The organism is Anabaena sp. UHCC 0399 (assembly GCF_034931465.1).
In the GTDB taxonomy this organism is placed as follows: domain Bacteria; phylum Cyanobacteriota; class Cyanobacteriia; order Cyanobacteriales; family Nostocaceae; genus Trichormus; species Trichormus minutissimus.
In genome coordinates this window covers 62,251-76,258 of record NZ_JAYGGZ010000013.1, presented here as the reverse complement: position 1 = coordinate 76,258, position 14,008 = coordinate 62,251, and the positions used below count along the sequence as shown (strand labels likewise).

11 protein-coding genes are annotated in these 14,008 nt (G+C 39.2%); 4 read left to right on the top strand and 7 right to left on the bottom strand.

Going from position 1 to position 14,008, the window contains the following annotated elements:
• Nucleotides 1–159: 159 nt before the first annotated feature.
• Complete coding sequence (locus VB693_RS09745; protein WP_323266082.1) at nt 160–1,728, top strand: metallophosphoesterase; 1,569 nt, start codon at nt 160–162, stop codon at nt 1,726–1,728.
• 51 nt (nt 1,729–1,779) lie between these two features.
• Nucleotides 1,780–2,496, top strand: coding sequence for a class I SAM-dependent methyltransferase (locus tag VB693_RS09740; RefSeq protein ID WP_323266119.1), 717 nt, complete (start codon nt 1,780–1,782; stop codon nt 2,494–2,496).
• Between the two features lie 128 nt (nt 2,497–2,624).
• Here the strand turns inward: VB693_RS09740 and VB693_RS09735 are convergent, their stop codons facing one another.
• The 3 genes from VB693_RS09735 to VB693_RS09725 form a co-directional block, all read right to left on the bottom strand.
• Nucleotides 2,625–2,948: a type II toxin-antitoxin system PemK/MazF family toxin gene (locus VB693_RS09735; protein ID WP_323266081.1), complete on the bottom strand. Its 324-nt coding sequence runs from the start codon at nt 2,946–2,948 to the stop codon at nt 2,625–2,627.
• Nucleotides 2,942–3,202 (bottom strand): AbrB/MazE/SpoVT family DNA-binding domain-containing protein, encoded by a 261-nt coding sequence (locus tag VB693_RS09730; RefSeq protein WP_323266080.1) that lies wholly within the window; start codon nt 3,200–3,202, stop codon nt 2,942–2,944. Before VB693_RS09730 ends, VB693_RS09735 begins: the two co-directional genes overlap by 7 nt.
• 103 nt (nt 3,203–3,305) lie before the next feature.
• A complete protein-coding gene (locus VB693_RS09725; RefSeq protein ID WP_323266079.1) occupies nt 3,306–3,806 on the bottom strand; it encodes a hypothetical protein in 501 nt (166 codons plus the stop codon).
• Nucleotides 3,807–4,340: 534 nt separating this feature from the next.
• On the opposite strand from VB693_RS09725, the gene VB693_RS09720 reads away from it, so the two are divergent.
• Entirely contained in the window at nt 4,341–4,604 is a 264-nt protein-coding gene (locus VB693_RS09720) for a hypothetical protein (RefSeq protein ID WP_323266078.1), read from the top strand.
• On the opposite strand, the gene VB693_RS09715 is transcribed toward VB693_RS09720, so the two are convergent.
• Together VB693_RS09715 and VB693_RS09710 are read right to left on the bottom strand one after the other, a co-directional pair.
• On the bottom strand, nt 4,601–6,046 hold the full coding sequence (locus VB693_RS09715; RefSeq protein ID WP_323266077.1) for a pentapeptide repeat-containing protein: 1,446 nt from the start codon (nt 6,044–6,046) through the stop codon (nt 4,601–4,603). The genes VB693_RS09720 and VB693_RS09715 overlap by 4 nt on opposite strands.
• A 196-nt stretch (nt 6,047–6,242) precedes the next feature.
• A complete protein-coding gene (locus VB693_RS09710; protein WP_323266076.1) occupies nt 6,243–6,998 on the bottom strand; it encodes a pentapeptide repeat-containing protein in 756 nt (251 codons plus the stop codon).
• Between the two features lie 392 nt (nt 6,999–7,390).
• On the opposite strand from VB693_RS09710, the gene VB693_RS09705 reads away from it, so the two are divergent.
• Nucleotides 7,391–8,578, top strand: coding sequence for an FAD-dependent oxidoreductase (locus VB693_RS09705; RefSeq protein ID WP_323266075.1), 1,188 nt, complete (start codon nt 7,391–7,393; stop codon nt 8,576–8,578).
• A gap of 221 nt (nt 8,579–8,799) precedes the next feature.
• Here the strand turns inward: VB693_RS09705 and VB693_RS09700 are convergent, their stop codons facing one another.
• Both VB693_RS09700 and VB693_RS09695 read right to left on the bottom strand, forming a co-directional pair.
• Nucleotides 8,800–9,864 carry an AI-2E family transporter gene (locus tag VB693_RS09700; RefSeq protein WP_323266074.1) on the bottom strand — a complete coding sequence of 355 codons (1,065 nt, stop codon included), beginning with the start codon at nt 9,862–9,864 and terminating at the stop codon, nt 8,800–8,802.
• Between the two features lie 122 nt (nt 9,865–9,986).
• Nucleotides 9,987–13,805, bottom strand: a complete 3,819-nt coding sequence (locus tag VB693_RS09695) for a CHAT domain-containing protein (protein WP_323266073.1) — start codon at nt 13,803–13,805, stop codon at nt 9,987–9,989.
• Between the last annotated feature and the right edge of the window lie 203 nt (nt 13,806–14,008).

Here is a 14,008-nt window from a genome sequence, read left to right as displayed (position 1 = left end):
ATTGAAGCTCAAAGCCTAAATGTTCAAGCTTAAAGCCTAACAAAAACAATATGAACATTGATCAACGCTGAAGCGTTTGCGATCGCAACAGTAACTATATTTACAGTCAACAGTCAACAGTCTTACACCTTTATACATACCCTTGGGAGATAATCACCAATGAGATTGATTTCCGAACCATCCATCCCAGTCAAAATTCAAAAGATGAAAGAACGAGTGCGGTGGAAACATCCCAGCATCCAGCAAAGGGGAATTGACCAAACCAGCATGGTGATAGACGATGGCCGGGACGACAACCCGGAATTTTCTTTTTTAGTCATCGGTGATAGTGGTACAAAATCCCATTACGGAAATCATCCCCAAAGATTAGTCGCTGAACTCATGCTTCCCCACAAAGACGACTGTCGTTTTGTACTCCACACCGGCGATGTCATTTATGTTGTGGGTTCTCATGAATATTATCCAGCTAATTTTATCGAACCATACCGGGAATTTCTTGTAGGTGGTGAGCAACCCCAAAATATTGCTTACGATCGCATGACATTTAATTTACCGTTTTTGCCTGTACTGGGCAATCACGATTACTATGATGTCCCTTTTTTGTACCGCTTAATCACAGGTAGCACCTTACGACTGCGGCGAATGCTGCGTTACAAAGATTTTGAGATTGGTTGGCACGGTTCTAATCAAGGTGATGCCTATGCTAAGGCTTTTCTTGATTATCTTACAGCCGCATCCTCAGAAGAATTACACCGTCATTTAGACAATCACTACACCGCGAAAACTGACACAGGTCGCTGTCTACGTTACGTACCGGGAGAGTTTACCCGTGTTCCCAACCGTTATTACAGTTTCCGTTACGGTGGGATAGATTTTTTTGCCCTTGATTCTAATACCTTTAATACACCCTCTCCCCTCCCTAGCACCAAAGCCGGAGATATGTACCGCCGGGAATTACAACAGCGTCGCCAAGAAATAAATAGAGAAGAAGAACAAATCTTAGTACAATGCGACAAACTCAACCCCGATAACCCCAGCGACGCAGAACAACTTGATGACTTCAGCGCGAAGTTAGACCAAATCAACGAAATCAAAATTGATATTGAAAAACAACTTGCCTCTCACGATAGCCCTCCGACTGACTGGGAACAATTAGACTGGTTACGCAGCAGACTAATCGAGTCTTGGCACAATTCCGAAGTCCGGGGAAGAATCATCTTTTTCCACCATCCCCCCTACGTCACCGAAGCCAGCAAATGGCATCAAGCCCAAACTTTGGCGGTGCGTCACCGTCTACGTGAGGTGTTGAATCAAGTGGCAAAAACTCTTGGTTCTCTAGTAACAGACCGTCCCCTAGTAGATTTAATTTTCAATGGTCACGCCCACTGTTTAGAATATCTCCGTACCGTAGACACTGGACACGCTGATTCTCACCTCAACTGTCTTATCTCTGGTGGTAGCGGTCATCGTCCCCGTCGTCAGCGTCGAGAGGGGACTGAGTTGTCAGAAATTTTTCATCATACGTCTGGTAGTACCCTACGGAAAGTTGCCGACTCATTACTTTATGTTGGTCGTCATGGCCAGGGTCTAGAAAAGCGGCTATCATACTCCTGCGTGCGGATTGATGTGAAAGAGGGAAATCCACCTAAGTTTATTGTTAGGCCTTTGGTGGCAGAACGAGTTGGGCAAGAGTGGTTTCAGCGCGAGTTGGAACAGTTTGTGATTTAATTAGGCACACCAATGATCAATCAAGTTTTGCGTTTGCTGGTAATTATGGGGATGATTTGCGGGTGTTTGCTGCTAGATACTCATGTTGTAGCTGCAAATACTGTGACTATTTATGAACAGCGATCGCAAAGTCCTGATGGTATTGGTAAATATTATCTGGGTAGAGAAATTGCCAAGTTCATGAATCACACAGGCGCAGGTTGGTTAGAAAGACCCAGGCGGGAAGCGGAGGAACAGCCAAGTAAAATTATTAATGCGCTGGATTTAAAGCCTGATAATGTAGTTGCTGATATTGGTGCTGGGACAGGTTACTTAAGTTTTCGCATTGCACCTATCTTGACTGAAGGTAAAGTGTTGGCGGTAGATATCCAGCCAGAAATGTTAGAGATTATCGAGTTTTTCCAGGAAGAGAAAAATATCAGTAATGTTGAGACTGTGTTAGCAACCCCCACTGATGCCAACTTACCACCCAATAGCGTAGATGTCGCATTGATGGTGGATGCTTACCATGAGTTTGAGTATCCCCAAGAAGTCATGCAGGGAATTGTCAAAGCTTTAAAACCAGGTGGTAAGGTGGTGCTGGCAGAGTACCGGGGTGAAAATCCCTTTATTATGATTAAGCGGCTGCACAAGATGACACAAAAGCAAGTCTGCAAAGAAATGCAAGCTGTTGGGTTAGTGTGGAGAGAAACCAAAAACCTGCTACCCCAGCAACATTTAATGATATTTGAAAAGGGACTTCCAGATAAAAAAATATCCAAACTGTAGGGTGCGTCAGTGCGATAGAACCTAACTATACTCAGAAATTATTCATACTGACGCACCCTACCCAACCATCAATTGCGGATAATTTATTTTTTGGTGTTCCCAAAGGTGAAATAATTCGTAATTCCTAATTACTCTGCAAACATTTCCGCTAAAGTATCTAAAACTGTTTTTTGTTCATCAGGACTAATCTGACCTAAATATTTAACTAATCGAGTTTTATCAACCGTGCGAATTTGGTCTAAAACAATTTGTCCATCTTTACCCTGAAACTGGCAAAGAACACGAGTAGGGTAAAGTTGACCTTTCGTAGTCATTGGAGCAACAATCACTGTGGCAATATATTGATTCATTTCATCAGGTGAAATCACTACACACGGTCTTGTCTTCTGAATCTCACTACCAACAGTGGGGTCAAGGTTAACTAAAAACACATCAAACCGTTTAGCTACCATTCCCACTCCAGATTATCCCACTCTGTAGCTCTTACCTCATCTAGCAAAACATCATCGTGTTGTTCTGCCATTTTTGCAAATGCTTCCTCCCAACCAGAACGATTCCGAGAAGCTGCACGCACAATTAAACAATTATCTTGCACCTCTATATCTACCTCTTCACTAATCCCACTATGTTCTAATAGAGGTTTAGGAATACGGATACCTTGAGAGTTACCGATTTTAACGATCCGCGTTCTGATAGCTTTACCCATACTGATGTCTAACTATTAACACAAGTAATTACATTGTATGTACTAAATAATCTATATTCAAGCACCAGGCGATTGGAAGTAGAGACATAACAATGCTACGTTTCTACTTTTCGTCTGCGTTCCAAGCTTGGCGAATTTTCTGTGATTTAATTTCCCCTCTGAGTAAACAGGCTGGACATCCACAGGGTTTATGTCCATGCGCCTCTGGATAGTATCGCCAACCTAAAACTTGCGGTAAAGCTTTAACGCGTTGAATCTCATTGGCTGCTATTTTGCGGGGAATAAACACTTCGTAACCTTGTGGATTATCAGCCTGCATAATGATGGCGGCTGCTTCTGAAATAGTTGTGTGTAAGTGAGTCCGATTGTAGTAATGTCCAACGTAGACATCCTGTTCATCAGGAATCCGAAAATAAACTCCACAGATATTCCGTTGGCCAGAACGTTTGAGTTCGCGCAACCACTGATGAGAAACGTAGTAATCGGGAATCACCGGCATGGCAAATACACCTTTGGGATATTCCTGTCGATAAAATTGCGGCTTGATCCCAGAACGCAACACTGAATTACGATTATTTAATGAAGTGAGATGGACTAACAGCACAATTACTTATAAGAGGGTTGAAATTAGCACTAATCTAACTCACTGCGCCACTAATAGTCTATACGACAAAGGTGATCGCCTACTACGCGACTGATATTTGTCCTACTCAATTGACCTCATCCTCAATCTACGTAAATTTTCCAGTCCCAAAATTACCTGGACTTAATATTTTCTTGACATAAAAAATAATAATTCTATTCAGTAGAAATACTAAAGTTATCTATAGTAAGGTAATAACCTTCTCTATCCATTTTTCATTGGACTTAAAACTCAATAATTAGCAACAATTATTTATATTGTTTTTAGTGTAAAAATCTTAAGTTAAAGCTCTTGGTAGTAACCTATCTATAAATTTAACTGATAATAGTTGATATCAAAACTAGATTTCATCCGTTCAGTAATTATATAGTTCTCAAATTACAGAAAATATCAACTTTTTTACCAATAATAGCTTTGAGATAGTGAATATTACTTTATTGATTCCCATTTTATTACTGTCATAAATCACTGTTAAAAATTTGAGTAAGTAATAGTATGAAAGATAGCTTACAACCGGACAAAAGTAAAATTTATTGGGAAGTTTTTACTACAATTTTCGTCTATACAACCTGTGCGGCGGCTCTTTTAACCGCTAGTATTATGCTCGGTAAATCTTTGTTATTCCCTGTAAACCCTGTAAATAAATCTACCTACCCTGCTTCAATTCCCTGGATTAACAGTAAAGTTGACTGTGAAGATACTGGGAGACAGTGGCTTGATAACAAATGTTGGGATGAAGAACATAGTTCCTCATTTTAACTAGACTTTGGCCAATGTATAGGTACTTCGATGTTATCTGGTAACCGCGTTGTGCGATCGCCAATTGCCATACGAATCTGTTGAGATGCTAGATTTTTCGCTCCTGTCAAAATTGCTCCTTCTAGCTTCACATCATAGAAGTCAGCATCAGCTAAGTTTGCTCCGACTAAGTTGGCATAAGTCAGGTTCGTTTGATAAAGGTTTGCTCTTTGCAGATTTGCGCCCATCAGGTTGGCTTTATGTAAATCTGTTTCCGTCAAACTAGCTTCTGTGAAGTCAGCAAATAAAATTTCTGTGTTTTCTAATTTGGCCGCATTCAAGTTCGCCCCACACAGGTTAGCACCATTAAGATTCGCCCCATTCAGGTTAGCCCCAATTAAACCACAAAGATACAAGTTGGCTTTACCCAATTTAGCCCCTTGCAGGTTAGCCAGAAATAGCTTCGCCCCAGTTAGGTTAGCCACTTTTAAACTTGCTTGTTGTAAGTTGGCTTTATAAAGATTAGCCCCCTGCAAGTTAGCCGCACGTAAACTCGCCCCTACAAGGTTAGCCCCCCGCAGATTTGCGCCATACAAATCAGCCCGATTCAGATTTGCTCCTTGTAGATTTGCTCCTTGGAGATTGGCTTTCGACAAGTTGGCTTCATAAAGAACACAGCTAGCTAATTTAACGTTCTCTAGGTTGGCTTCACTGAGGTAACAACTACGTAAATCAGCCCCCCGTAAATCTGAACCCCGCAAATCTGATCTTTGTAAATCAGTCCCCAACAAATCAGCTCGTCTAAGATCAGTATGTCGTAAATCTAGTTTTCTATTTTCATCGTCTTGCTGCGAATTACGTCTACCAATCACAGTCAAAGCTGCTTGAATATCCCTACGAAGTTTCGGGGATTCTTCTGGTTGTATCCGACGCTCATTGTTTTTGTATTGGCTCAGGTATGTGGGTGAATCTTCCTCTCTATTTTCTGCGTCCCTGATACAAGCATTCTCCCGCACAAAAGCTGTGAGAATTTCCATGATTGTCCAATGTTCTTGCGGAAAATCCTGAGCAATTCTCTCTAAAACATAAATGGAACTGGTGCGAGTTTCAATTTTATCATGCCCTAACTGGGCAATGGCTGCCATCAAGCGGTCTGAAATTAATCTATCTTGGGATAGTTTGGCATTTTGCAGATTAATTTCTAGATTTTTTTCACTAGCGATCGCACTTTTATGGATAGCATCTACACGTTTAGCTGTATAGTAAGCGTTAATTACCATCCCTAATCCCAAAAAGGCGATCGCAATAGTAGTTAATCCTTGATTTCTGTATTGCAATTGTTGCTCAATTGACAATTCTCCAGGAGTTGAAAACACTAATAAAATGAGAGTTACACAGCAGGCAAATGTAACTGTTATGGCAATTAACCAACGCCACAGTTTGTCTGTCTGATTAGCAGACATATTAGTAATATTCCTCACAACACAGAATTATTACTTATAATTTATAGAAAGTAATATACTATTTAGATAGTCTTACTATTGTAACATAAGAATTTACTGATGCGGTGATTACGCAAACAGTCGCAAGTTATGAATATTTTATATTATTTGCCAGATCAATTGTCTTTACTTAACTAATCATAGAACTTTTATTTTTTTAAGCCTGATCTGTTTTTGCAAATTTGGCTTCTCGGAGATTAGCCCCATTAAATATGACATCATCAAGACTGGCTTGATGCAAATTCGCTAGATAAAGATTTGCCTGAGATAAATTAGCCCCTGTGAGATTAGCTTGGCTTAAGTTAGCCGCACTAAGAATTGCACCAGAAAGATTAGCCCCAGAAAGGTTTGCGCCACAAAGGTTAGCAGCACTGAGAATTGCACCAGAAAGGTTTGCTTGACTCAGGTTAGCCCCAGCTAAATTCACATGATATAAGTTTGTCCATTCTAAGTTCGCCTGTTTGAGATTTGCCCATCGCAAATCAGTATGACTTAAATCGAGTTGTGTATTTTCCGAGTCTTTTTTCCTGTTTATTCTGGCAATTACAGTGACTACTGCTTGAATTTCTGCACCTATTGTTAGTTTTGGGCTGCTATTAACTCCTTCTTGAGAGATATAAGGAGTGTGATTTCGCACAAAATCACTCAGAAATTCAATAATCATCCCATAATATTGGGGATAATTTTGAGCTAACGTCTCTAACTGAGAAACTTGTGCTACCAGTTCTTTAGGTTTTTGTTGTTGCCAATACTCAATTAATAGGTTGCATTTTTGCCTGACCACATGAGGACTAATCTTTTCAGGTTTATCTGCATGGGAATGTATATTATGGAGGATGTTTGTTAGAGAAAAATGACTATTTATTATTTGCTTTGTGGTTGCATTATAAAAGTTAGTAATTACGTTAAACATAAGCAACATATTTATTGATTTTAAGAGTGCTGTTATTTTCCATAGATTATTAGAATTTGAGTAGTAGTAAATATAACTATTATTTACAATTTCATAAATACAAATAGCACTAACTAGGGCAGTGTATATAAATAAGAACTGATGAAACTCCCGATTTTTTGTTATAATTGATACATTCTATTTGCCATAATGCAGTTGATAAAAGCTTGATTAGGGGAATATTTTTCAGCTAACTGACCAGGATTTAGCCTTGAAAATTAGATATTTTTTAATTGTCAAAGTATTAATTGATATCGTCAGCCTAAAAAATGTGAGTAATATATAATACTTAAAATAATATAGTCATTAAACTAAAATTTTCAAAAAGAAGAATCATATATTTGTGAGTAAGTATGCAGCATAATATACAGGCGATCGCACAAGATTTAGTATTAATTGGTGGTGGTCATAGTCATGCCATTGTACTGAAAATGTTTGGCATGAAACCTTTGACTGGAGTACGCTTAACCTTAATGACTCCAACTTCAGATACACCCTACTCTGGAATGCTTCCAGGACATATTGCTGGCTTTTATAGCCGTGACCAATGTCACATTAACTTACCAAAATTAGCTGATTTTGCCCAAGCACAATTATATCTTGATCAAGCAGTTGACCTGGATTTAATCAACCACAAAATAATTTGTGCTAACCGTCCAGCAGTAGATTTTGATTTATTGTCTATTGATATTGGCAGCACTCCCGCCACAATATCTGTATCAGGTGCAGCAGAATATGCAATTGCTGCTAAACCAGTAGAAAAACTATTAGAAAATTGGTATCAGTTATTAGAAAATGTTGCCCAAAATCCTCAACAACCAATCACTATAGTTATTGTCGGTGGTGGTGCTGGGGGTGTGGAATTAGCGTTATCAATGCAAGCTCATTTGCATCGAATTTTACAACAAACTCAACAACCACTGCAAAATTTAGCAGTTCATATATTTCAACGCCAATCTGATCTGATGCCGCATCGTCATCCATCTGTACAATATCAGGTGCAGCAAGTTTTAATCAGCCGTGGTGTTAAATTACATCTGGGTGAAACAGTATGTCAAATTGGACCATCCCCTCACAGAGAAGCATCATTTGCAGTTAAATGTGAATCGGGATTCCAAGTAGAATGTCAAAAAGTATTTTGGGTAACGCAAGCCTCAGCCCCTCAATGGATAAAAACCACAGGACTAGCCACCGATGACCAAGGCTTTATTTTAGTCAAAGATACATTACAATCTCTCACCCATCCAGAGGTATTTGCCGCAGGTGACATTGCGACAATGAAGAATCATCCCCGACCCAAAGCGGGAGTATTTGCGGTGCGACAAGGAAAGCCATTATTTGAAAACCTGCGGCGGATGTTAACAGGTCAACCACTCCAAGCCTACAGACCACAGCAACAATATCTCAGTTTAATTGGTACAGGAGATGGACGTGCGATCGCAACTAAAGGCTGTTTAACTTTACCACCTCATCAACTCCTCTGGCAGTGGAAAGATAGGATTGATAGACGTTTTATGAGGGACTGGGGACAAATCAATTAAAAATTAAAAATTAAAAATGAAACCTCGTTCCCAATAAAAAGACCCCAGCGAACGCCGGGGTACTGATGATGTATGCCATCAACTCTATTCCTAACCATAGAGAATGCCATCAGATTGCAGAAAGCGCATCCGGGTAAATGCAAAAATTGCATAATTTTTATGCTTATTTTGCAACTCAGTGAAATTTCCTAAGTAAATAAACGCTGTCCCCCTGTCACCTGTCACCTATCCCCTATCCCCTCATCCGTTTGACCAGATAACGATTCCCAGTCATCAATAATATCTTTAATTAAACCCGCAACAGGTACAGCCACCAGCAAGCCTAACAACCCAGCTACATAAGTTCCTAGCAATAGAGAAACTAACACCCATACGGGTCTAACACCAGTCAAACTGCCTAAAAGCCGAGGTGCGATCGCTTGGTCAATAATTTGGTCTATAATTACAGCCACCGCTAAAACCTTCAACGCTAACCAAAAATCATGGGATGCGATGATTAAAGTAATAACAATTAAACTCACAACATCACCAAAGGGAATTAAACTGAAAATCCCAATTCCCAAACCAAAAAGTAACCCGAACTGCACTTGAAAAACTAAGAACATTAGTGTCTGTAAAGTTCCTATCAACAAAGCTAAAGTGCCTTGTCCAATCAAGTAATTTTGTAAATTATTCTGAATAGGTTCTCTTAGCTTTTTAACAAAAGCCCAAGGTGATTTATTAAATATATTTTCTCCAATTCTTTCCCCATCTAATAAAAAATAAAAAGCTAAAACTATTGTCACTAATGCTTCAGAAAGACTATCAATTGTATCTATGACAATGGTAACGAATTTATCGGAAATATTTTCCAATTCATCTGGTATTTTATCAGTGATTCTTGTAAGAATTTCACCCAAGTCAATATGTAACTTTTCACTAATAAATAAATCATTCAAATTCTTAATCTTTTCCTGACTAGAATCTATCCACTGTGGTAGTAGTTTTGCTATGTCATTAAATTGTTCTAGTGCTATTGGTAGTAATATAATCCCAACAGTTACTAAAAGCAGTAAATTTACAAAAAAGACTAAGGCTACAGCATAGTTACGCTTAATTCCTCTTTGCTGGAGCAGTGAAACAGGATAGTTTAAAATAAAAGCTAATAAAGCTGCTAATACAAAAATAGTTACTAGAGGCTGGAAATATTGAAATAACCGAAAAACCAACCAACCATTGAGAAATACTAGAGGAAATAACAAGGTTAGAATTAACCATTTAATCAACTGATGAAGCGAAATATTCATATTGATAACAACACATTTTTGATATGCCAATATAGCAATCTTATTTGATTTATCAGAACTGCGAAATTTTATAAATCCGGTTTTTTAGCTCTCACAAATTATCTATAATTACGAATTAAAAATTATAAATTACTTTGAATGGGTTTACCTGTAATTATAAAAGCTGCCCAATAGTAAGGATGAGAGTACAGTTTTTTCTCACGCTCCATTTTACTAATTCTATAAAGATGGGTGGCTACATAAGACCTAATTTTTAACTCTTCTGGATGTAATTGATTAAGTAATTCTTCATACCATTGGGTTAATTCCCAGGCTGTTAATTCTCTTAGCCATTTTGTGGCTGCACTTAAGGCTAGATTTGGCGATCGCAATAATTTTAGTCGGCGATAAAATTCTATAATTACTAAAGCACTAGCAGATGATTCTACAGTCCAGAGTGTACTTAAGACAGAGGGAACACCTTTAGCCAGAAAACCATTGACTAAACTTACATACTCACTATTAATGATTTGGGGACTAGTAATTGTGGTGTCACAGGCGGAGAGAGTGACTAAATTATATGTTTCTAAATTACCTTGAATGATTTCTGCTAAAGTGATTTTATCTTCACCTGCAAGTGCTATTTCTGATTTGCTAGGTTCAGTAAGATTATTAATTACCTGTCCAGCAAAATGGAAGACATTGTAATTACTAAAATATCTATCAAATAAATTATTTTCTACGTTCTCTTTAGTTGCTGCTTGTGCTTGAATACGGTGAGGTTCATTAAACATCTGGCTGACAATTTCTGATTCCAGGTTGGCAAATTTGAAGGTAGAATGATTACTATTTGTAGGATATTCAATACTTAGTAATGCTTGCTCTTGTAAATCCCAAATATTTGCAGTTCGTATAGATAAACCTATTTGGATGTTAGGTAAATAGGTGATGCTAAAGTTTGACTCTAAATTTGGCTGTTCTTCTGAGTTAATCTGAAAAAGAGTATGGATAGGCAACCGTTGCAAATCACGGTGAGGAACTAAGATTAATTGGGTGATATCTTCTAGTTCCTGAATAATTGTGTCAATTTCCAGAATGTTTTTTAATTCCCACAGTCGCGCTTCCATTTCCAACCGCCAAGTATGATTACTTTTGCTGGTTTGATCTTGCGCTTGTAGGCGATATTCTTGATAGTCTCGTTGCCAATCTTCTAGCCAATTTTCAAAGGCAATTAGCCGTCTGCTTGCTTCTGGTAAAGGTAAATCCTGAAGTGGTGTACTGTTTGGCTCTACATCTTTTATGGGTGTAAAAACCAAGATTGGTGAGGGAGCTTGGTCTTTAATAATAAAGGTGTGTAGAGCAGCTGGGCTAATATGCCAGTAAATAATTGCTGTTTGGGGATTAAGTAATGTTTGAATGGAGGAATAATTGAGAGGAGCAATATTTGAATTTCCACCAAATAGTAAAAAATTTAAGCAAGAATTTTTACCTTGTTCTGCTATTTCCCAAGCTTCTACTAAATCACCATTTTCTACAGTAATATCTACTACCATTTGTGCCAATCCAGCAAGTTTGAGAGCTAGCTGTTTTTTACTGTCATCAGAGCGAGTTGGTTCACGGAGTAATTGTTGTAATAAATTTGTGCCGCGTTGCAGTAAATCTTGTGCTTGTGCTGACTGTCTAAGTCCTAAAAGTGTTTTGATGAGAGATTGTAAAACATCTAAATGTAATTGTGGAAAATCTTGACTGGTGAGAGTTAATAATGCCTGATTATACTCTGTTAAAGCTTTGCGCCAATAGTTACGGGATGTCTGCTGTTTTTTACCTTGTTCGTAGTAGCTATTACCAATTGCTAGATGTAATCTACCCCAACCTTCTGGATGCGTGTCGGAACGAATGTGTTTTAAACCTTCTTCATAACTGGCTATTTTACCCGCATAACTACCCTGATTTAAGGCAGGATGTGTTAAAGCGATCGCAGTTAATAAATTTAAATCATCGGTATTAATTTGACCAACAGATGTACCTCGACCAATCCAAGCTTCCCAATAGTCGAGTTTAATTTTTAAGGCGTTGTCATAGGAAGATATCGCCTCTAAATATCTCTCTAAATGAAATAATGCTACGGCTTGATTATACCAAGCTAGGTGAAAATCTGGCTTAATGGCTATAGCTTGCTGATAGGAGGCGATCGCTTCTTCTCGTCGCATTAAGTTGTCTAAAGCGATACCGCGATTATACCAAGCCAAGTAAAAATCCGGTTGACTCGCCAGGGCTTTATCCCAGGAGGCGATCGCTTCTGACCACTGTTTTAAATTGAATAACACTACACCCCGGTCAATCCAAGCTTCGTGGAAGTCTGGTTGAATTTCTAAGGCGTTGTTGTAAGAGGCGATTGCCGCTTGATTTTGTTCGTTGACACTAAGGGCGATCCCTCGGTAATACCAATTTTCTGCGTCTTGGGGTTCTAGTTGGAGGGATTGGTCATAACTAGCTATGGCTTCGGTAATTTGCCCCGTCTTTAATTCTGCCCAACCCTTACTAGCCCAAACTTCAGGATTATCAGGATGAATGGCGATCGCTTGCTGAAAAGAGGCGATCGCTTCTTCAAACAATCCTAATTGTCCCAGCGTTCCCCCCCGGTTATACCAAGCTTTGTAATAATCGGGTTTGAGTGCAATAGCTTGATCATAAGAGGCGATCGCTTCCGTCAGTCGTTCCAAGTGAAATAAAGTTAAACCCCGATTGAACCAATATTCATGGGAGTGGGGATTGAGTTGAATTGCTTGTTCATAGGAGGCGATCGCTTCTGCCAAATTACCACTTTTAGCCTGCTGCAAACCTTGGTAAAACCATGCTTGCGCCTGCACCAAAGGACTCGGAAACTCGCCTGTAATAGCTGGGAGTTGGAGAGGCTGGACTGCTAGATTAGCCGCCAAATGTTGAACTAAACTGGTACTTTGATCCAATCGTACCAATAACTCATCTAAGGTATCGGCAACATCTGGCTCTAAATTAGCCAAGGATTGATCCCAGTGAGCTTGAGTGGATAATACAACTGCTCCTGATGCTGTGGCTGAATCATCAAATACCACTTCACTCAAGTTACTGATGACATCTTCTTCGGCTGGTATAGCGATCGCCTCAGTAGAGACGACAATTTCTTGGGGCAGATATTCCCAACTCAGTTCTGCTAAGTTTTCTATAGTCGCAACTACAACAGGCTCACTTGGTGCTACAAACTCAATTTCTTGCGGCTGGTATTGCCAATTCTCCGTATAACTTTCTTCCACCACTTCAGTTGCTTGAGGCGGATCTTGCCAAAACGATTCTTCCGTAGTTTCTGTATAACCTTCTTCAGCAACGTCCGTCCAGAATTGAGGACTACCTTCTGCGAGAATTTGGGTATTTTCCTCATTCTCACTTTTTAACGCCATTTCTGGTTCTTCCGTCTCCCATAAAAGATCACCCAAATTACGGATTAATGCTTGTCCAGGAGAATCTATGGCGATTTCAGTAGTTTCACTTACTTCTAGCTGTTGATACTCTTGGGGCAATTCATCAGAATCTCTATTCAACAACTGGATACCAATTTCATAAGATAGTTCACCGACTTTGCCAATATCCAATTCACCTAGCTGCACCATCTTTGTGGCTACTAGATGATTGGGCGCAGGCGACAGGAGTAATTTTTCACCAAAGACCAACAGCCAATCTATCCACCGATCAATACTGATGCGGTCTTCCATCCTCTGCAAAAACTTGATTGCCCATTGCTGTCCGCGTCCTTGATACACACCTTCTAAAAGCTGCGTAAACAAAAGTTCCAGATCCGCATTAGTCAATGCAGGTGGCAATTCTACCACCTGCTCTTCCCTTGCAGCTTTAAAAGAACCAATCTGGTTACTAGCAACGGGGTGTGTTTCTATTGTTTTAAACCACTGCAATAGCCGAGTGAGCATCTGCTATACTCTTGGATTTTGTTTACCCTAGATTGTAGCCATCGTTGTGCTGAAAAAATCGCAATCTATCATGATCTGCGTGAAATATACTGAAATTGTCAGCGTTTTCCGTCATATAGTTATAAAAAATATACAAAACTTTGTTAGTTTTTGTTCATCGGGACTGGGGATTGGGCATATAAATTCAAAATTCAAAATACCCT

Excerpts from the sequence above, each read along its gene's own strand:
- VB693_RS09745 (WP_323266082.1), top strand. The coding sequence starts at position 160 with ATGAGATTGATTTCCGAACCATCCATCCCAGTCAAAATTCAAAAGATG.
- VB693_RS09740 (WP_323266119.1), top strand. The coding sequence starts at position 1,780 with ATGATTTGCGGGTGTTTGCTGCTAGATACTCATGTTGTAGCTGCAAAT.
- VB693_RS09735 (WP_323266081.1), bottom strand. The coding sequence starts at position 2,948 with ATGGTAGCTAAACGGTTTGATGTGTTTTTAGTTAACCTTGACCCCACT.
- VB693_RS09730 (WP_323266080.1), bottom strand. The coding sequence starts at position 3,202 with ATGGGTAAAGCTATCAGAACGCGGATCGTTAAAATCGGTAACTCTCAA.
- VB693_RS09720 (WP_323266078.1), top strand. The coding sequence starts at position 4,341 with ATGAAAGATAGCTTACAACCGGACAAAAGTAAAATTTATTGGGAAGTT.
- VB693_RS09715 (WP_323266077.1), bottom strand. The coding sequence starts at position 6,046 with ATGTCTGCTAATCAGACAGACAAACTGTGGCGTTGGTTAATTGCCATA.
- VB693_RS09710 (WP_323266076.1), bottom strand. The coding sequence starts at position 6,998 with ATGTTTAACGTAATTACTAACTTTTATAATGCAACCACAAAGCAAATA.
- VB693_RS09705 (WP_323266075.1), top strand. The coding sequence starts at position 7,391 with ATGCAGCATAATATACAGGCGATCGCACAAGATTTAGTATTAATTGGT.
- VB693_RS09700 (WP_323266074.1), bottom strand. The coding sequence starts at position 9,864 with ATGAATATTTCGCTTCATCAGTTGATTAAATGGTTAATTCTAACCTTG.
- VB693_RS09695 (WP_323266073.1), bottom strand. The coding sequence starts at position 13,805 with ATGCTCACTCGGCTATTGCAGTGGTTTAAAACAATAGAAACACACCCC.